We start from the raw sequence: 19154 nt of genomic DNA on the forward strand, positions 1-19154 counted from the left end.
GCCGTGTGTCTTCCCGACAATCCCCCACGCCCCCACCGACGGACGGCCCAACTGGGAGCGCCGGGCACTGCCCGGCAGTAGCTTCCAAGCCTGTATGGGCATACGCCGAGGTCGGAATGGAGACAGCCGTGTCTTTGCTGCCAACCCTCAGCCGCTCAGCACACCTAGGGACCACTCAGCCGGGCGGTGCCCCGCGGTCCCAGGGGGACTGCCACTGTGTTGCACACGACAGGATATGGGTAAACGCTGGACTTTTTGCGCACTTAAAGGGAACCCCTCTCCCTCAAACCCCCGCCGCCATCCTCCGGCTCTCCACCTCGTGCCACTCGTGCGGGATGTCCCGCATGATCAGCGCGTGGTCGAAGACGGCAGTCCCCGCGGGAAATACCGCGGCGTCGTCGAAATAGGACGACTCCACGCCCGATACCGCCAGCGGGCTCACCTTCCAGTCCTGCGTCTCGAGCCGGATGCCGTCGAGGCGGCTGCAATCCTTCGTCACCGAGAAGCCCACGCTGCCCGGTTCGAAGAAGGCCGAGGATTCCTCGAGCGAGCCGAAGCAGGAAGTGGCGGGGAACTCGGAGGATTCGCGGGCGCTCAAACGCAGGGTCATCCCTCCATCCCGCGCCTTGGCCGCCATCTCGATCTTGCCGCCTTCATCGGATACCAGGAAGTCCGCCAGATGATGCTCGCCGGGGAAAAGCCGCCCGCCCGCCAGGTGATTCGCCAGCGATCCGGTATCGCGCCGCGGGATGAAGACCCCTTCGCGCGGCGTGCCGTCTTCATCCTCCCACAGCACCGCGATCCGGTGCGCGGCATTCTCGCTATTGATGCCCGCCCAGGCCGGCAGCACCCGCGGACGGATGCCTTCCAGGCGAATCAGGCAGATCCCCGCGATGGCGTGGCCGCGATGCAGCTTCGGGCGAAAACCCTCCGGCAGCAGCTTGGCGACCACCGCCGGATCGACCTGGTAGTTCACCAGCATGCGGCGGCGGATCAGGCCGGTAATGAGGGGGAGCATCGAAGCTCCAAGTGAAGGGGCCAAGGGTGGAAGTTCCAAGTAAGAAGTTCCAAGTTCCAATAAAGGCAGGAAAAATCTCGGAAGCCGGATGCCAAGGCTGTTTCTTGGCACTTGGTCCTTCTCACTTGGAACTTCTACGCCTTGGCACTTCAAGCCGGAATCAGTCCCTTCACCGCCTCGCGCTCTTCCAGGAGCTCGCCGATGGTGGCGTCGATCTTGCCTTGGCTGAATTCGTTCACCGGCACGCCGGTTACCACTTCCCAAGTGCCATTGGTCACGGTGCGGATCGGCATCGAGGCCATGATGCCCTTCTCGATGCCGTAATGGCTGCCGTCCGAGTAGATCGCCACGCTGTGCCAATCGCCCGCCGGGGTCGGATTGACCAGGCTGACCACGGTGTCGATCGCGGCATTCGCGGCCGAGGCGGCGGAGGACGCGCCGCGGGCGTCGATGATCGCGGCACCGCGCTTCTGCACGGTCGAGATGAAGTCGCCCTGCAGCCAGGCGTGGTCGGAGATGACCTCGGTGGCCGGCTTGCCGCCGATCTTCGCGTTGGTGAAATCGGGATACTGGGTCGCGGAGTGATTGCCCCAGATGCAGAGATTCGTGACCTCGGAATGGTGGATGCCGGACTTCTTGGCCAGCTGGCTCTTGGCGCGGTTCTCGTCGAGGCGGGTCATTGCGAAGAAGCGCTCCTTCGGCACGCCGTCGGCATTGGACGCGCAGATCAGCGCGTTGGTGTTGCAAGGATTGCCGACCACCAGGGTCCGGACGTCCGCCGCGGCGTTCCGGGCGATCGCCTGGCCTTGGCCGGTGAAAATCTTGCCGTTGATGCCCAGCAGGTCGGCGCGCTCCATCCCGGCCTTGCGCGGTACCGAGCCGACCAGCAGCGCCCAGTTGGTGCCGCGGAAGCCTTCATTCAGGTCGGCGGTCGGGACGATCTCGCGCAGCAACGGGAAGGCGCAGTCGTCCAGTTCCATCACCACCCCTTCGAGCGGCTTCAGGCCCGGCTCGATCTCGATCAGGCGGAGGTTCACCGGCTGGTCCGGGCCGAAGAGCGCGCCCGAGGCGATGCGGAAGAGCAGGGCATAGCCGATCTGGCCGGCGGCGCCGGTGATGGAGACGGTGATGGGATCTTTCATGGAACAACGATAGTGCGGGACACGGGTGTAAACTTCCCGCACACATCCGGTCAACCGTTGACGATGCCTGGGAGTTGTCCAACAGCACGGTTTTTTTACTGTCCGGTTTGTTTAAGGAATGCTAATTAAATTAAATCGGATGGCCGCGCCGCGGAAAAAGAGGACGTCGAAAGTGAAATTGAAGAGGTTGGAGGCCCAGACACGGGTCCTCTGCACCTTCAATCGCATCGTATTCGGCGTGCTCGCTCTGGTCCTGGCGATGGCCGTGGTGGCCTCCGCCCTGCCGCAGAAGCGCCGCCTCACCGAATTGGAAGACCGGCTCCAGCGGGTGCTGGTGGAGGAGAAGAAGATCAAGGCCGAACTGGAATACCGGGAGACCGAGCACAAGGCGCTCAAGGACGACCCGGATTTCCTCGAACTCAAGGCGATGGACCGCCTCAATCTCCGCCGCCCGGACGAGAAGATCTATCGCTTCAAGCGCGAGGACGAGTGATGCCGCTTGAAACTCCCCGCATAACCGGGGAATCCTCCGCTCATGGAGAATGATATCGAGCGCGTGCTGGTGGACGAGGCGGTGATCCTCAAGCGGCTCGACGTGATGGCCAAGGAAGTGCGCAAGGACTTCCCTGGCGAGGTGCTGGTGGTAGTCGTGCTCTTGAAGGGTGCGCTGGTCTTCGCCGCCGACCTGCTGCGCCGCGTGCCGCGCATGCTGGAGATCGAGTGCATCAACGTCGCCAGCTACCATGGCGGCACCGAGAGCAGCGGCACGGTCAATTTCCTGGACCACAAGCTGCCCGACGTGAAGGGCCGCAAGGTCCTGCTGCTCGATGATATCCTGGACACCGGCCGCACCCTGCGCGCGGTGGTGGACCGCCTCTACAAGGAAGGCGCCACCGAAGTGAAGACCGGCGTGCTGCTGGCCAAGGACAAGGAACGCGCCACCGCGGTGGAAGCGGACTACGTCGGCTTCTTCATCGCGGACGAATTCGTGGTCGGCTACGGCCTCGACTACCAGGGCCGCTACCGGAACCTGCCCTACGTAGGCGTGTTGAAGCCGGAGGCGCAGTAACACCGGGAGCGCCGTGGCGCCGCCCGGCAGAACGGTCCCGCCAAGCCAGTCACACCTCGCACTTGGCGCGGAGACTGCCGTGGCCTCGCTGCCATCCTACAATGGCTCACCGCCTCTGGGGACCACTCTGCCGGGCGGTGCCGCGGCGCTCCCAGTGGGGCTGCCCCTGTGTTGAGAACGCTATGCAGTAACAGCCCGCAGGGGGGCGATGCGCGAGTTCCGGCGGAATCATGAAGGGGGAGCAAACCAGCAATCGACGATCTTCCAATCCCGAATCGTCCAAGGCTTGCGCCACCTGCTAGGGTCGCTGCGCGATGCCCCTGCCGCCGCTCGATACCATCCCATCCGAGGTCGTCTCACTCGACGACTACGAGGCGCTCGCGCGTGGCCGCATCGAGCCCGGCGCCTGGGCCTACCTCGCCGGTGCCGCGGCCGACGAGATCACACTGCGCGAGAACCGCGCGGCCTTCGAGCGCCTCAAGCTTTGCCCGCGGATCTTCCAAGACCTCACGGCGGCCAGCACCCGGCTGAGCCTTTTCGGCCGCGAGTATGCGCACCCCGTCTTCATCGCGCCGACCGCCTTCCACCGTCTCTTCCATCCCGGCGGCGAGCTCGCCACGGTCCTCGGGGCCTCGGCGATGGAGGCCTGCATGACCGTCAGCACCCAGGCCGGCACGGCGATCGAGGAGATCGCCCGCGCGGCGACGGTGCCGCCCTGGTTCCAGCTCTACATCCAGCCCGACCGCGGCTTCACGGCGGAGCTGGTCAAGCGCGTCGAGGCCGCCGGCTGCAGCGCCATCGTCGTTACCGCCGATGCCCCGCTCCATGGCCTGCGCAACCGCGAGCAACGCGCCGCCTTCCGGGTGCCCCCGGGGCTGGAGCCGGTGAACCTGCGCGGCATGGAGCCGGTGCCGCCCGCCGACCGGATTTTCGGCAGCCACCTCCTCGCACGGGCCCCGACTTGGAGAGACCTCGCGTGGCTGGGCTCGCTCACGAATCTGCCCATCGTCCTAAAGGGCGTGCTCGATCCAGGCGACGCCTTGCTTGCCGAGTCGCATGGCGTCTCCGGGATCATCGTCTCCAATCATGGCGGGCGCACGCTCGACACCGTGCCGGCTGCCATCGAAGCGCTGCCTGCGATTGCCAGCGCGCTGGAAGGACAGTTGCCGATCTTCCTCGACGGCGGCATCCGCCGTGGCACGGATGTGCTGAAGGCGCTCGCGCTCGGAGCCTCCGCGGTGATGGTAGGGAGACCGGTCCTGCACGGCCTCGCCGCCGCCGGTGCCACGGGGGTCGCGCACGTGCTGAAGATCCTGCGCACCGAACTGGAGATCGCGATGGCGCTGACTGGCAGGGCGACGCTCCCGGCGATTGACCGCAGCGTGTTGTGGAGCCTCTAACAAGCTGCCATGGATTCTTCCCCCTACACCCCGCCGCAAGTGCCCTCTCCGGGGCCTGACATTGCCTCTGTCCGCGAAGGCCGGAAGCGCATGGGGGCCCGCATCCTCGGGGTGCTCGCCGTGCTGGCGACGGTGCCGCTGGCGATGTACTCGGCGAAGCTGGACGCGCTGTTACGCGAAATGGGGGCCTTCGATGGGGGGATGCACGGTCTTGCCTGGGTGCTGTTGTGGCAGCGCTCGGCGATCCCTTGCCTGCTGGTGGCCGCGCTGGGAGCGCTGGCGGCCGGGTTCTCCTTTTCACGGCGCGTGGGGCTGGCGATTGGTTTCGCGTTCGCCGCGGTCCTGTTGCTGATGGCGGTAATCGCGGGGATGTTCGAGCTGATCGGCAGCTTCGTGCGGACTTTAGGGCCTTGAAGCCTATCTTTGGGAGCGCGGAGGCACCTGCCCCGCAGGGTGGTCCTTGGCTGCGGTGCTTTGCAGTGGATCGGGAGCATCGAAACGGCGCTATCCATGAGGGCCGCGAGATAGTCACGGCTGCCGGGGACCATTCTGCGGGCCGGTGGCTCCGCGCTCCCAGCGGAAGAGCCGTCCGTGGGGTCGATCGTTCCGGCGCGCGGGAGGAGATTCTTCCTGATTTCAATGCCTCTTCCGATCCATAAGCCCCCTTACCCCCATACGGCTTTCAAAGAAGCAGCGTGAGGAATGAGGGGGCATCGCCCAGGACCGTATTGACCGCCCGGTCCATCTTTTAAAGGCGGAGTGTATCCGTCCGTGCTGTTGCAATGGTGCCGGAGCTTGGAACCACCCGGCAGCCGCAGAAAAGGGCCGCCGGACCGGAGGGCTAGAGAGCCCGTCGGGACTTCCAAGGATTAGCAGAAAGGGGCGGTTTCGTCAATCGGGGTGAGTGATCGGACGAACAGTTGTGGCGGTCATTGTGGGACCGCCCGACCGCACAGAGGACCGTGCGGACCACCTTTTCACACCTCCGCCCACTGGCGGAGGAGGTTGTGATAGACGCCGGTGAGCTGGACGGCGGATTGGTTGGCGGCGGGGTGGTCGGGAAGGCTGCCGGAGAGGCGCTGGATGGCGAGGTCGAGGTCGAAGAGGATTGCGCGCTGCTCGTCGGAGCGGATCATGCTCTGGACCCAGAAGAAGGAGCAGAGCCGGCTGCCCTTGGTCACGGGGGTGACGCGGTGCAGGCTGGTGGCGGGGTAGAGGACCATGTGGCCGGCGGGGAGCTTCACGCTCTTGCTGCCGTAGGTGTCCTCGATGATCAGCTCGCCACCCTCGTATTCTTCCGGCTCGGAGAAGAAGAGGGTGCAGGAGAGATCGGTGCGGATGCGGTGGCCGCTGCCGGGGACCTGGCGGATCGCGGAGTCGATGTGGGTGCCGTAGGTCTGGCCGCCGGAGTAGCGGTTGAACATCGGGGGCAGGAAGTGCAGCGGGACCGCGGCCGACATGAAGAGGGGATTGAGGGTTAGCGCGCGCATGATGCCATCGCCGACCTGCCGCGCGACCGGGTGGCTGGCGGGGATTTGCACGTTGTCCTTGGCCTTGGCGGCCATGTGGCCGGCGGTGGACTTGCCGTCTTCCCAATCGGCGGCGTCGAGCTCGCGGCGGAACTCCTTGGTCTTCTCGGCACTGAGCAGTTCGGGAATGCAAACGATCACGCCCTCTCTCTGCCCATTTCATGCCGAGGTGGGTCAAGCGGATTCGGCGGGGCGCGACGGATCGCGATCCGGATTAGCGGTAAATTGCCATATCGGAGAGCCGGGATTTTTTGTTTTGACAGACGAGGGCTATTGAGACGCATTCGCAACAGCTTTGCCGAGCAACGCGATGCGAAGCGCCTCTCCGAGAGACCCATGAAACACGATACCGACTCCTTCCGCCTCCGTCCCGAAGGGCTTGCCGTGACCGGCACGCTGCTTGCGCTCGGCCAACTGGCCGCGCAGACCGCCGTTCCCGCCGAAAAGAAAAAGGACGAGGGTGCCCAGAAGACCGATGCGCTCTCCGATGTGGTGGTGGATGCGAACAAGGACAAGCAGCTCTACAAGCCGGAGAATCTGCAATCGCCGAAATTCACCAAGCCGATCCGCGACATTCCGCAGACTCTCACGGTGGTGCCGGAAGAAGTCATCCAGCAGCAGAATGCCACCAACCTCCGCGATGTGCTGCGGAACGTCCCGGGCATCAGCATGCAGGCAGGTGAAGGCGGCGGCGGTCCTGCCGGCGACAACTTCTCGATCCGCGGGTTCTCCGCCCGCTCAGACATCTTCGTCGATGGCCTGCGCGATACGTCAGGCGGCGGTTACTCCCGCGACCCTTTCAATCTCGAGCAGGTGGAAGTGGCCAAAGGTCCTGCTTCGACCACGAACGGCCGCGGTTCCACCGGCGGTTCGCTCAATCTTTCCAGCAAGACTCCGAAGCTCGATGCCGGTTATGGGCTGATGCTCGGCGGCGGCACGGATGACTATTTCCGCGGGACCTTCGACGTGAACCAGCCGATCCCGAAATTGAATGGTGCAGCGTTCCGCGTGAACGGCGTCTATCACACCCAAGACATCGCGGGCCGTGATTTCGTCGAGAACGAGCGCTGGGGCATCGCTCCCTCGCTGGCCTTCGGCTTGGGAACCGATACCCGCGTGACCCTCTCCTATCTGCATCTCGAGCAGGACAACGTGCCGGACTACGGCATCCCCTTCGTCCCGCGGACGAGTGTCAACCCGGCTCTTCCCGGCGGCATTCCGGCGGTGGATTTCGACAACTACTACGGGATCCTGGGCCGCGACTACGAGAAGATCCAAACCGACCTCATCACGCTGGAGTTCGAGCATGACTTCAGCGATGTGCTCAAGCTGCACAGCGCCACCCGCGTGGGACGCAGCGTGCGTGACTCCGTGACGAGCGCACCGCGCTTCGTGAACGGCGTCGTGCCTCCGGGATCTCCTACGGGCTCGACCTTCCCGACCACGACTCTCAACCGCCAGTTCCAATCGCGTGACCAGATCGACGAGACGATCTCCCACGTCACCGACCTGCGCTTTGACTTCAGCACCGGCCCGATCAATCACGAACTGATCGGCGGCGTGGAGCTCGCCCGTGAGAACTCGACGAACTACGGTCGCTCCGCTCCGGCGGCACCGACCACGGACCTTTACCATCCGACGCCCTGGGACCCCTACACCGGTAGTCCGGTCCGCAACGGTGCTGTCTCCGATGCGACGGCGGATTCCTACGGCTTCTTCCTCTTCGATACCGCGGAGATCGGCGAGCACTGGCTCGTGACCTTGGGCGGTCGCTGGGATTCCTTCGATGCGACCTACACCAACCTGCCGGCGACCTTCGCTGTCGGCCCGCCAGCTTCGCGCGGCGTTTATCTCGCCCGCACGGACCAGGAATTCAGCTACCGCGGCGCGGTGACTTACAAGCCTTGTGAGCAAGGCAGCATTTACCTCGGCTACGGCACCTCGTTCAATCCTTCCACCGAAGGCCTGACCTATAGCACCAGCCCCGCGCTGGTCGCCACCGATCCGGAAGAGAGCGAAACGATCGAGCTCGGCACGAAGTGGGATCTCTTCGAGGAGAAGCTGCAGCTCACTGCTGCCCTCTTCCGCACCGACAAGACCAACGCCCGGACCACCGACCCGGTGACGAGCGTGATCACCATCACCGGCGAACAGCGGGTGCAGGGCTTGGAGCTCGGTGCTGCCGGCCGGATCACCGACGAGTGGGCAATCTTCGGCGGCTACACCTACATGGACAGCGAGGTGCTCGACTCCGTGGCCCCGCTTGAGATCGGCAATGAAGTGTCCAACACGCCGCAGCACTCCTTCAGCCTCTGGACGACCTACGCCCTGCCGTATGGCTTCACGATCGGCGCGGGCACGCAGTATGTGGACAGCCGCTATAACAACCACAGCAACCGCAACACACGTCAGGAAGTGCCAAGCTATACCTTGATCGATGCGATGGTTGCCTACAAGGTGAACGACAACCTCACATTCCAATTGAACGGCAAGAACCTCGCGGACAAGGACTACGTTGACCGCGTCGGCGGCGGCCACTTCGTCCCGGGCGAGGGTCGCTCCTTTGTCCTGAGTGCCTTGATGAACTTTTAACTAGCCCCCGCATCATCGGTTGTTGCGAAGGGACGGGAAGTGGTGCCACGGCGCTGCTTCCCGTCCCGACTTTTTATCACCATGCAAGTCGCGGAAGCACCCCAGCCGCAGGCCCGGCTCAGCCCGGCTGCCGAGGCCAAAAAGCGGAAGGCTTTTTGGACGAAGCAGTTTTACCTATGGCACTGGGTCAGCAGCGCGATCTGCCTGGCGGCGATGCTGCTCTTCGCGGTGACGGGCATTACTCTGAACCATGCGGGTGCGATCGCGGCGAAGCCCGAGGTCACGACGCGGACGCTGAAGCTGCCGGCGGAGATGCTGGTGCCGCTGGCCGTGAAGGAAGGTGAGGCGGAAGAGAAGAAGCCGCTGCCGGAGGATACGGCGAAGTGGCTCGGCAAGGAACTGCGCACGACGGTGGCGGGCAAGACCGCGGAGTGGTCGGAGTTCGAGGTCTACGTGAGCCTGCCGAGACCGGGCGGCGATGCCTGGCTGACGATCGACCGCGAGAGCGGGGAGGTCGGCTACGAACTGACCAAGCGCGGTCCGGTGTCCTACCTCAACGACCTGCACAAGGGCCGCAACACCGGGCCGGCCTGGGGATGGTTCATCGACATCTTTTCAGTGGCCTGCGTGATCTTCTGCCTTACCGGTCTGGCCTTGCTTTGTGTCCACGCGAAGCGCCGTCCGAAGACCTGGCCGGTGGTCGCGGCGGGCGTGGTGCTGCCGCTGATCATCATCGTGTTTTTCATCCACTGATTTTCCCATTTATGAAGAAGCTCGCGTTCCTGCTGATTCCTTGTTTCGCCGCCGCTGCCCGTGGCGGTGAGATTTCACTGACGATCGAAATCCCGCGTCTGGAGGTGGCGGAGTATCACCGGCCCTACATCGCCGCGTGGATCGAGAAGCCGGACGGCACGGTCGCCGCGAATCTGGTCGTGTGGTACGATTCCGAGTTGAAGGACAAGGAGGGCGAGACCTGGCTCAAGGACATCCGCCAGTGGTGGCGCAAGGGCGGGCGCGAGCTGAAGATGCCGGTGGATGCCGTGAGCGGTCCGACCAAGCCGGTGGGCACGCATACCGTGACGATTCCCAAGAAGGCGGTCGATCTGCCGGCGCTGGCGGAGGGCGAGTATCGCCTGAACGTGGAGGCCGCGCGCGAGGTTGGCGGGCGGGAGCTGGTGAAGGTGCCCTTCAAGTGGGACGGCAAGACCGCGGTCGAGGCCGCGGGCCAGGGGAAGACCGAACTCGGCAAGGTCCAAATCGCCGTGAAGGCGGAGGCAGCGAAGTAAGAATCATCCATCTAACAGAAATACGACTATGAAGAACATCACCAAACACATCCTCGGGGTTTCGGCCCTGCTCGCCCTCGCCAGCCAGCCGGTGCACGCGCACCGCTTCTGGATCATCCCGTCCGCCTCCGTGCTCTCGGGGGACAACCAATGGGTGACGGTGGATGCCGCCATTTCTAACAGCCTCTTCTTCGCCGATCACGTGGCCGCGCCGCTGGCGGCATTGACCGTGACCGGTCCGGACGGCTCGCCGGTGGAGATTCAGAACGGCAAGGAAGGCAAGGTCCGCACGACCTTCGACATCGAGCTGACCAAGCCCGGCAGCTACCGCATCGCTACCATCCGCGAAGGATTGGCGGCGAGTTGGAAGGAAGGTGAGGAGACCAAGCGCTGGCGCGGTCCGGTGAAGGACTTCGCGGCGGCGGGCCTGAAGGGCAAGCCGGAGTTGAAGGTCTTCGAGAACCTCTCGCGCACGGAGACGGTGGTGACTTCCGGGGCTCCTAGCACGGATGCCCTGAAGCCGACCGGCAAGGGCCTGGAACTGGTGATCGGGAAGAATCATCCGAACGACCTGGTCGCCGGTGAGAAGGCTTCCTTCATCCTGCACCTGAACGGCAAGCCGGCGGCGAATTGCAAGGTGACGGTGGTGAAGGGCGATGACCGCTATCGCGATGCGGTGGGGGAAATCGAGGTAACGACGGATGCCGCGGGCGTGTTCGAGGTGTCGTGGGCGGAAGCGGGCCGGTATTGGTTGAACGCCACGGTCGAGGGCGAGGGCGGGGAGATTGAAGGGGTGCCTTTCTCGCGCAGGGCTTCTTATACGGCGACTTTCGAGGTGCTGCCGGGGTGAGGATTGTTAGAAGGCGCTTCGGCGAGGTGAGATACCGGTGCCATCCCCTCTAACAACCGCAACGCGGTTGCCTCCTATAGCCCCGGGTTGGCCGCAGGCCTACCCGGGGTTTGTCGCGGGTGCATCAACCTCGAATGAGGTTGCCTCGGGCCGGTCGTTACGGGCAGTGACCGGTTCAGCCCGTCCCGAGGCAACCCCTGCGGGGTTGGTCCTCATCACGGCACTTTCCCAAGGTAGCCGCGGGTAGTCCTGCTCCGCCCTGCGGGCTACGCCGGACTACCCGCGGCAACCTTGGGCTACAGGAGGGAACGGCGTTGCCGTTCTTGGAAGGGAAGTTTCTTCGTGATCGGGACTTCCAACGCGCCCCTCGCCCCGCTTTTCTCCGCGCGCATGTTCCGACCGATCCGCACTGTTTTTTTCTGGGCGCACCTCGCGGGCGGGGTGGCGGCGGGGCTGATCATCCTGGTGATGGCGGCGAGCGGGATCCTGATTTCCTTCGAGCGCCAGATCACGGAGGCGGCGAACGGCTTCGCGCTGACGGCCCCGGCGGATGGCAAGAAGCTGGGACCGGCGGAGATGCTGGCCGCCTTGCAGGCGAAGGAGCCGGGTGCCGCGCCGAGCGGTCTAACGGTGTTCGCCGATCCCGCGCAGCCGACGGCCTTCCAGTTCGGGAAGGAGAAGACGGTGTTCGTGAATCCTTACACCGGCGAGGTTCTCGGAGAGGGCGCGAGGAAGACGCGGGCCTTTTTCCAATTCGTGACCGGGGTGCACCGCTGGCTGGCGCTGAAGGGGGATGCGCAGAAGACCGGGCAGAGCATCACCTCGGCGGCGGCGGTGGTGTTCTTTTTCCTGATCTTAAGCGGGCTGGTGATTTGGATTCCGAAGCGCTGGACGCGGCGCGGGGTCAAGGTGATCGCACTCTTCCAAGGCAAGCTGAAGGGTCGGGCGCGCGACTGGAACTGGCACAACGTGGCGGGGATCTGGTTCGCGCTGCCGCTGCTGGTGATCTCCGGCACGGGGCTGATCATCGCGTACCCGTGGGCGACCGCACTGCTCTTCAAGGCGGCGGGGGAAGCGCCGCCACCGCCGAAGGGGCCGCCACCGGCGAAGCCGAAGGGACCGGCACCCGCGATCGATACCGCGGGCTGGAACGGGGGCCTTGGTGCGGCGGCGGCGGTGAATGCCAGGTGGGAGTCGATCCAGTTCCAGTTTCCGCAGGGGAAGGATCTCGTTTTCAACATCGCGGAGAGCCACCGCGGGAGGCCGGATTTGAAGCAAACGGTGACGGTGGCCTTGCCGGGCGGAGAGGTGAAGAAGGTGGAGAACTTCGAAGCGCTGGGCAAAGGCCGGCAGTGGCGCTTGTGGGCGCGCTGGATCCACACTGGCGAGGCCGGCGGGTCGGTGGGGCAGGGGATTGCCGCGCTGTCGGCAATGGCGGTGCTGCTGCTGGTGTGGACGGGGCTGGCGCTGAGCTGGCGGCGGTTCTGCGGGAGGAAAGCGGCGTGAGCGCTGATCCGAGATTTCAGATCTGAGATTTCAAATTTCAGATCTCAGATGGCGGCAGGTGCAGCCATGGGCTTGGCAAGGCGCGCCCCGTCACTTCCCTTCTGGCGTCGTCAGCTCGCGGAAGACATCTTCCAAGGCTTCGGCACCGCCCTTCGCGGGGGATGCGGGGGCGGCGGCGGCGAGAAGGGACTCCATGTTATCCGCGGGATACCGCGAGGTGCCGGAGACCGTGACAGTGGCCCACAGGAAGCCATTCGCCTGGCGGACAAAGAGACTTCGGAGCTGCGGCGAGGACGCCGCGACCGCTGAACTCGGCAGGCCGACTTCCAAGGTCCCTGTCAGGATGCCCTCCGGGTTGACCGTCATCCGGCCGGTGATGGCCAGTCGCCCGCGCGCTTCGAGGTTGAGATTCTCGATGCCGGCGCGCTCGCCGTCCTTGACCCCCTCGCCGCGTGTCACTTCAAAGCGGGGTTGCTGGTACCAGGTATCCTTGAGATGCGAGGACAAGGTCACGAACATCGGCAGATTGGTGAACGAGGTCTCGGTTCCGGCGACCGCCTTGAAAGGCACCCTCAGCGCCAGGCCGGACTTGGTCGCGGAGCGGAACAGCAGGGTGCCGGGCGCCTCGTCCTCCGGTGTTTCAACCGTGGCGGCGAACCAACTTCCGACGGAGGGCCCGAGCAGGTCAGCCAGCGGCATGCGTTCCAACTTCAGCACCAATTGGGTTCCTTCGCCCTTGAAATCGAGTGCCACGTCGGAGGGATTGGAGATGCTCAGCTCGGCCTTGCCGCCGCCGGGTGGCGACAGGCGCAGGCTGCCGAGGCGCATGACTCCGCCCTCGAATTGCAGCGAGGCGAAGTTGAGGCGGAAATTCCCCCAGATGGCGGTGTCCAGATTGCCGCCCTCGAATTGCAAGTTCGCGATGCCCGCGTTCGGATCAAGCGTGACCAGCGAGGCCTCGCTATCCTTCAGCCGGAAGAGCGGCTTGGCCGGATCACCCATCAAGACGGTGAATTTGTTGCTGCGGTAGCGGAATTGGAAGGGGCAGGGCTCGGCGGGCGTTACCGGCTTCGAGTTCGACAAAGTCCCCGGGCGCAGCAGCAGCGTGCCGCCGTTGTGGGATAGCAGTTCCGTGCCCTTCCATTTGCCGGAGAGCAGGCTGCTCCACATGAGATCGCCCTTGATGCCGGACAGGCGCAGGTGGTCGAGGATCGAGTTTTCCGGCCACTTCAATTCCAAGATGGTGGCGCTGGCGCTGACGGGAGTGACGCCCAGTTCGGTGAGCTTCGGCTCCGCACCGGTCCAGGTGCGGATGCGGCCGGTCACCTGGTCCCGGTAGGCGCTGCTATTGAGATACAGGAACCCGCCGAGAATCCCAAGGCCGGTCAAAACCAGCAGGCCGACCGCAAGCACGATCAGGGCGACGCGGTAGCCGCGCTTCCGCTGCTCCTTCGCTTTCTTCGGCTGCTGGCTGCGGCGTTTGCGCTTGCGCACCTTGTAGGCCTGCGAGCCGTCCTCGCGGGTTACCAATTGTGCTGAGTCATCCTTCGCGCCGTCACCCCGGGACCGCAAGCGGTCCATCATGTCGTCGATGGAATAGTTTTCGGGCTCCGAATCCGGTAATGGCATGTTCGCAGGGTGGTCAGGCTAGGTGAGCCGCGAGGCTCCCCGGCAGAAGGGCAAGCGTCAATTATCGCTTGGAATTTCCCCGGTCGGATCGAGCACCTTCACCGTCACGAGGAAGATGATCGCCGTGCGCACCGGCTGGTAGCCTTCGTTCCGGAACATCCGGCCGACCAGCGGCAAGTCGCCGAAGAGCTGGGTCTTGTCCTCGAACTTCTCCACCCGCTCGTCCATCATGCCGCCGATCACGAGGGTCGCGCCATTCTGGATCGTCAGCGCCGAATCCGTCTTCATCACGGAGAATACCGGCATCAGGATCTGGTTCGGAGTGAGCTCGACCACGCCGCCCGAAAGCGCCGCGCCGATGACCGAGGTCAGGGAGGCGGGTGCCGGGCTGGTGATCGGGGAGCCATAGTTCACGAAGCCGTCGAAATCGATCACGCTCGGTTTCAGGACGATGTCCACGTAGTTGTGATCGGCGCTCACCGTCGGCAAGACGTCGAGGATCACGCCCACTTCCTTCATCGTGAAAGACGTCGGAGTGGCTGGCGTGATCGGCGTCAGAGGCCGGCCGCCGCCTTGGATCTCTCCGGTATCAAGGTCGATGAAAACGTCGCCGCTATCCACCGTGTTCGGCAGTTCCGGGGGCTCGTACTCCTCCGGATAGATGAACTCGCGGGTGACGCGGACGGTGGACTGCTGGCCGCTGCGGGTGACGGTCGAGGGGCTGGTCAACAAGTCCACGCCCTTCTTCTGCGCGAGCCCGCGCATCAGCATCGTCAGGTTGTTGTTGTTGAGGATGCCGTTCGCCCAGAGGACGCCCGGGGCGCGTGCGGTGCCGGGTGCGAAGCCCTGCTGCTGCTCCAGGATGCGGCCGTCGATGGAGTTGTTGGTGAAGACTTCGGAGCCGCTGCGGTTGCCGGAGGTCATCCCGTTGCGGTAGATCGCGCCGGGAGGCAGGGCCACGTCATCGAGATTCGCCGGATTGGTGCTGCCGCCGGAAAGGTGCATCGAGGGCACCCCCGGGACGATGCCATTCCCGCCAAGGGGAAAGTCGTCCAGAAGCCAATCGAAACTGAGTTCCTTGAGGGTCCGCTCCTGGGTTTTGATCACCCGCACCGTGACCGCCACCATGGTCGGCTTGGTATTGGCGGCAAGGGCCACGGCCTGCTCGACGAGTTCGTGGTTCTCGATGGTATTGGTGACGCGCAGGCTGCTGTTCGCGGGGGTGAAGTCCGCCCTCGCGCCTTCCGGGAACTGGACGCCCAGCTCCTTGAGGCGGGTCGTGGCGCTGGCCTTCGTCCTCAGCAGGCCCTCGCCTTCTTTCCTTTCGGCGAAGGGGTCGATCGTGCCCTCGCCGCCGGCCGCCGAGCCGCCGCTGCTCAGGAAATCCGGCGGCACGTTGTAAACCCGCGTGATCATTTCCGCCGATGTCGCGCCGACGGCGCGGATCGTGACGGCGTATTCCTGCGGGACGTGGGTGGTCTTGGTGATCTCGCCGATGTACTTCAGCACTTGCGAGATCGGGACGTTCTTGAGCTGCAGGTTGATCTTGCTCGCCAGCACGGTCTTGGCCGCCGGGGAGTCGGCATTGCCGAGTTCCAGCACGAAGTTGATGCCCTTGCGCGCGGGATCGGTCTCGAAGGTGTCGAGGTTGATCGACTGGGCCCGCAGGTATTCCAATGCCTCCTGGATATCGGTCCCTTCGAAATCGAGGGAGGGGATGATCAGGCGTTCGAGCTTGGCGGACAATGCCATCCGCGAGCCGAAGGCGTTTTCGTCCACCGGGTTGAGCGAATCGGGAATCGTCATCGACGGACGGACGTACAACTCCCAGGCGCGGTCGACCTCGCCCAGCGTTGACGCCTTCGCCTCATCACGGGCGGCGCGGTAGTAGTCGGCGCGCGCTTGCACGGATTGCTCCATGCCGCGGCGGGCCGCCTTGTTGGTCCGGTCGAGGCGCAGGACCTCTTCGTAGATGGCCTCCGAGCTGTCGTATTTGCCGAGATTTTTGAAGCCTTCCGCCTCGTAGAGGAGCTGACGGACCTTATCGACATTCTTGGTGTGCTCCAAGGTCGCCGCCGGATTGGTGCGGATCGGGTCGCTGAGTTCTTCCTGGAGCTGGAGTGCCGCGGCATCGAGCGGGGCCACGCCGGGAGCGAGCACGCGTTCGAGGGTGGACGCTGCTGCCGCGCCATCGCCCATCCGGCGCTGCTTGCGGGCGAGTTCGACGGAGGCTTGCGCCAGGCGCTCGGTGGCTGCCGACCGCGTGGCGGCGGTGGCGGGAGCATCCGGGAGAAGCTCGCGCGCGCCGGAGTAGGCTTGCACGGCTTCGGCCCATTTGCCGTCCTTGTAGGACTCATCGCCCTTTTTCAGGAGTTCCTGCGCTTCCTGGGCGTTGGTCGCCCGGCGCTGGAGTTCGGCTTGAGCGAGTGACGAGTGCTGGGCGGCCAGCGGCTGCGCCAGCAGCAGACAGGTCAGCGGAGCCATCGCCAGCAAACCGGCGCGGGACGTGACAAAGTGGTAACGATCGGAGATCGGCATCGGGGTTTCCGGGATCTATAAAGAGGTCCTTTCAACAGGGTAAGCGGAAAATCCGGGAAATTTCATGCTCCGCCCGCCCGCGCCGCACGGAGTATATACATTGCCTGCTCGGCATCCCGGCCGATTTGCTCCTTGAGGGCTTCCAGCGATTCGAATTTCCGCTCGCCGCGCAGGAAGCTGAGGAATTCCACCTCCAGCACCCGCCCGTAGAGATCCCCGGAGAAATCGAAAAGATGCACCTCCAGCAGCCGCGTCTCGCCATCGACGGTCGGCCGCACGCCCAGATTCGCCACGCCGTCGAGCAAGCGGTCACCGCTGCGGGCGCGGACCGCCCAGACGCCGTCGGGCGGGAATTGCTCTTCGCCACGCTCGACATTGGCGGTCGGGAAGCCGATCTGGCGTCCCAGCTTGCGGCCTTCGACCACCTTGCCCTCGACCGTGTAGGGCCGCCCGAGCATCCGGGCTGCCGCTTCCATGCTGCCGTCGCGGATCGCCTGGCGGATGCGGGTGCTGCTGATCCGCTCGCCGTCCATCATGACCGGCGGCAGGGCGGCGAGCTGGAAGCCGTGGTCTTGGGAGAGCCGGGCCAGCATCGCGACATCGCCGCGGCGGCTTTTCCCGAAGCGCCAATCTTCGCCCACCGCGAGGGTGGCCACGCCGGAGGCGGCGATTTCCCGCACGAAGTCCTCCGCCGCCTGCCCGGCGCGCGCATGGTCGAAGTGCAGCGCCAGCAGGAAATCGACGCCCATCCGGCCGAGAATCTCAGCCTTGTGGTCGAGCGAGGCCAGCAGCCGCCGGGGTGCCTTCTCCGGTGCCAGCACCCGGATCGGGTAGGGATCGAAGGTCAGCACCCCGCAGGTTCCGCCGGATTTTGCCCGTGCCGCCAGCGCCCCGCCGATGACCGCCTGGTGGCCCAGGTGCACGCCGTCGAAGACGCCAAGGGCGAGGTGGTGGGGGCCGGTAGCTTTCGCGAGTTCGGCGATGGTGGTGAGGCGGAGCACGCGGAGAGTAGAAATCACCAATCACCAATCTTCCAATCATCAATCGAAGTGCCGGTGCGCGGGATGAGGTTTAGAATCCCCTTCGTTCTCCTTCCCCCGCGCAGCGGCAGAGTGATTGATGATTGGGAGATTGATGATTGGTGATTGCCTTCACGGTCTCCCCCGCGATCCTTCCCGCCCGCATCCCATGGCAGAAGTCTTCCGCTCCAGCCCGCAGGCACCCGGTTTGCCTGAAACCCTCGCCACCGTTCTCAAGTGGCGCGATGTCCCGGTCCCCCTGAGCGAGGAGGACTTTGGCAGCGCCATCGACGAACTTTCCACGGTGGTCGATGCCCTGGCCACCCACGGGGACGCCACCAGCCTCGCGGTCCGGGCGCTGGCCCGGATGGTCCTGGGGAATCTCCATCGCGACCACGGCCTGCTCGACCATGCGGTGCCCTTCTATGATGCCGCCTTGGAAAAGCCCGGCGACATCGACGACGGCACCCCGCGCGGCAAGAACGAGCTGGCCAATCTTCACACCAACCGCGGGATCTGCCTGCTGACCGCTGGCGAGACGGAGAAATTTCCCGAAGCGCTCGCGGACTTCGATGCCGCGATCGCCCTGCGCAAGGATCTGCCGCTGGATGAGGATCCGTCCTTCCGCTGGGGCCTCTCCGCCGGCTGGATGAACCGCGGCGACGTGCTGCACCGCCTCGAACGCGATGAAGAAGCGGTGGTGGCCTACGACGAAGCCCTCGCCCTCCTGGGACAACTTTCGCACGAAGAAAACCCCGCCGCACGCCAGCGCTACGCCCTCGCCTGGGCGAACCGCGGCCTGGCCGTTGCGGATCCCGACGAGGCCCGCCGCTGCTTCGACCAATGCATCGAATTGCTCGGCGAGCCGCAGAACCCGCAGCAACTCCTGACCCTCTGCAACGCCACCCTGAACCGCGGCCGCCACTCGCTGCAGGTCGCCGGCGATGCCGAAGCGACCGCGGACGACGCGCGGCAGGTGCTCCAGCTCATCGGTCAACACGAGCGTGCCCATCCGGCACCGGCCGAGATGGCCCTTCAGGCGCGCCACCTGCTTGCCCACGCCCTCTGCGCCTGGCTGGACGGGAACCGCAAGGGCCCGGGCATCGCGGAAGATTGGATCGGCGATGCCACTGATACGGTGGAGGAAGCGCTGGCCGTCGAGCGCTTCTGGGAGCAGCAGGGTGTCACCGCGCTGCGGCCGCTGGCCTGCGATCTCTTCGAGCTGGGCCTGCATGTCTATCGCGTTTGCCAGCCGCACTTCTTCGCGGACTTCCTGGTAGAGACCATGGACCCCGAGATGTCGCCCGGGGCGCCCTTCGCGGATCCACGCTTCCAGGCTGCCGCCGCCCGCGCGCTCCAGCAGGCGGTGAATGAAGTGGCCCAACGCGCCGCCGCCTCGAGCCTCGAGCCGGAAGCGATGGAGAAACAGCAGGCGATCCTGAAGACCCTCAAGCTCGCCGACCACCGCCTGGCTGAACTCCAGCGGAGCATCCAGATGGCCTGAAGACGCAAGACTGGAAGACGCAAGAGACACGACTTGAAGCAAGCTTGAGGCGCTGACCGGAGGGTCCTTCGT

At 65.0% G+C, this 19154-nt stretch carries 16 protein-coding genes; 10 read left to right on the forward strand and 6 right to left on the reverse strand.

What is annotated here, in order from left to right; translation table 11 throughout:
- Nucleotides 1-283: 283 nt before the first annotated feature.
- Both ABWK72_RS24960 and ABWK72_RS24965 read right to left on the reverse strand, forming a co-directional pair.
- Complete coding sequence (locus tag ABWK72_RS24960; protein WP_367872295.1) at nt 284-1018, reverse strand: DUF2071 domain-containing protein; 735 nt, start codon at nt 1016-1018, stop codon at nt 284-286.
- 149 nt (nt 1019-1167) lie between these two features.
- Nucleotides 1168-2160, reverse strand: a complete 993-nt coding sequence (locus ABWK72_RS24965) for a malate dehydrogenase (RefSeq protein ID WP_367872296.1) — start codon at nt 2158-2160, stop codon at nt 1168-1170.
- Between the two features lie 172 nt (nt 2161-2332).
- Here ABWK72_RS24965 and ABWK72_RS24970 point away from each other — a divergent pair, with 172 nt between their 5' ends.
- The 4 genes from ABWK72_RS24970 to ABWK72_RS24985 all read left to right on the forward strand — a co-directional run bounded on the left by ABWK72_RS24970 (nt 2333) and on the right by ABWK72_RS24985 (nt 5043).
- Complete coding sequence (locus tag ABWK72_RS24970) at nt 2333-2653, forward strand: septum formation initiator family protein (RefSeq protein WP_367872297.1); 321 nt, start codon at nt 2333-2335, stop codon at nt 2651-2653.
- 42 nt (nt 2654-2695) lie between these two features.
- On the forward strand, nt 2696-3229 hold the full coding sequence (gene hpt / locus ABWK72_RS24975; protein WP_367872298.1) for a hypoxanthine phosphoribosyltransferase: 534 nt from the start codon (nt 2696-2698) through the stop codon (nt 3227-3229).
- 314 nt (nt 3230-3543) lie between these two features.
- The gene (locus ABWK72_RS24980; protein WP_367872299.1) at nt 3544-4629 is read left to right on the forward strand and encodes an alpha-hydroxy acid oxidase; all 1086 of its coding nucleotides are present in this window, start codon (nt 3544-3546) and stop codon (nt 4627-4629) included.
- Between the two features lie 9 nt (nt 4630-4638).
- On the forward strand, nt 4639-5043 hold the full coding sequence (locus ABWK72_RS24985; protein WP_367872300.1) for a hypothetical protein: 405 nt from the start codon (nt 4639-4641) through the stop codon (nt 5041-5043).
- A gap of 563 nt (nt 5044-5606) precedes the next feature.
- On the opposite strand, the gene ABWK72_RS24990 is transcribed toward ABWK72_RS24985, so the two are convergent.
- Nucleotides 5607-6299: a Fe2+-dependent dioxygenase gene (locus ABWK72_RS24990; RefSeq protein WP_367872301.1), complete on the reverse strand. Its 693-nt coding sequence runs from the start codon at nt 6297-6299 to the stop codon at nt 5607-5609.
- A gap of 195 nt (nt 6300-6494) precedes the next feature.
- Here ABWK72_RS24990 and ABWK72_RS24995 point away from each other — a divergent pair, with 195 nt between their 5' ends.
- The 5 genes from ABWK72_RS24995 to ABWK72_RS25015 all read left to right on the forward strand — a co-directional run bounded on the left by ABWK72_RS24995 (nt 6495) and on the right by ABWK72_RS25015 (nt 12392).
- Complete coding sequence (locus ABWK72_RS24995) at nt 6495-8750, forward strand: TonB-dependent receptor (RefSeq protein ID WP_367872302.1); 2256 nt, start codon at nt 6495-6497, stop codon at nt 8748-8750.
- 81 nt (nt 8751-8831) lie between these two features.
- Nucleotides 8832-9503: a PepSY-associated TM helix domain-containing protein gene (locus ABWK72_RS25000; RefSeq protein WP_367872303.1), complete on the forward strand. Its 672-nt coding sequence runs from the start codon at nt 8832-8834 to the stop codon at nt 9501-9503.
- An 11-nt stretch (nt 9504-9514) separates the two neighbouring features.
- A complete protein-coding gene (locus tag ABWK72_RS25005) occupies nt 9515-10036 on the forward strand; it encodes a DUF2271 domain-containing protein (RefSeq protein WP_367872304.1) in 522 nt (173 codons plus the stop codon).
- A 28-nt stretch (nt 10037-10064) separates the two neighbouring features.
- Nucleotides 10065-10886, forward strand: coding sequence for a DUF4198 domain-containing protein (locus ABWK72_RS25010; RefSeq protein WP_367872305.1), 822 nt, complete (start codon nt 10065-10067; stop codon nt 10884-10886).
- 390 nt (nt 10887-11276) lie between these two features.
- Nucleotides 11277-12392, forward strand: a complete 1116-nt coding sequence (locus ABWK72_RS25015) for a PepSY-associated TM helix domain-containing protein (protein WP_367872306.1) — start codon at nt 11277-11279, stop codon at nt 12390-12392.
- Between the two features lie 90 nt (nt 12393-12482).
- Here ABWK72_RS25015 and ABWK72_RS25020 read toward each other — a convergent pair whose 3' ends face one another.
- The 3 genes from ABWK72_RS25020 to ABWK72_RS25030 all read right to left on the reverse strand — a co-directional run bounded on the left by ABWK72_RS25020 (nt 12483) and on the right by ABWK72_RS25030 (nt 17578).
- Nucleotides 12483-14021 (reverse strand): hypothetical protein, encoded by a 1539-nt coding sequence (locus ABWK72_RS25020; RefSeq protein WP_367872307.1) that lies wholly within the window; start codon nt 14019-14021, stop codon nt 12483-12485.
- A gap of 57 nt (nt 14022-14078) precedes the next feature.
- Nucleotides 14079-16559, reverse strand: a complete 2481-nt coding sequence (locus ABWK72_RS25025) for an Amuc_1098 family type IV pilus outer membrane protein (protein WP_367872308.1) — start codon at nt 16557-16559, stop codon at nt 14079-14081.
- A 62-nt stretch (nt 16560-16621) separates the two neighbouring features.
- Nucleotides 16622-17578: a bifunctional riboflavin kinase/FAD synthetase gene (locus tag ABWK72_RS25030; RefSeq protein ID WP_367872309.1), complete on the reverse strand. Its 957-nt coding sequence runs from the start codon at nt 17576-17578 to the stop codon at nt 16622-16624.
- Between the two features lie 169 nt (nt 17579-17747).
- Here ABWK72_RS25030 and ABWK72_RS25035 point away from each other — a divergent pair, with 169 nt between their 5' ends.
- Nucleotides 17748-19082 carry a tetratricopeptide repeat protein gene (locus ABWK72_RS25035; RefSeq protein ID WP_367872310.1) on the forward strand — a complete coding sequence of 445 codons (1335 nt, stop codon included), beginning with the start codon at nt 17748-17750 and terminating at the stop codon, nt 19080-19082.
- The last annotated feature ends 72 nt before the right edge of the window (nt 19083-19154 follow it).

The sequence above is a fragment of the Luteolibacter sp. Populi genome (assembly GCF_040801775.1).
In the GTDB taxonomy this organism is placed as follows: Bacteria; Verrucomicrobiota; Verrucomicrobiia; order Verrucomicrobiales; family Akkermansiaceae; genus Haloferula.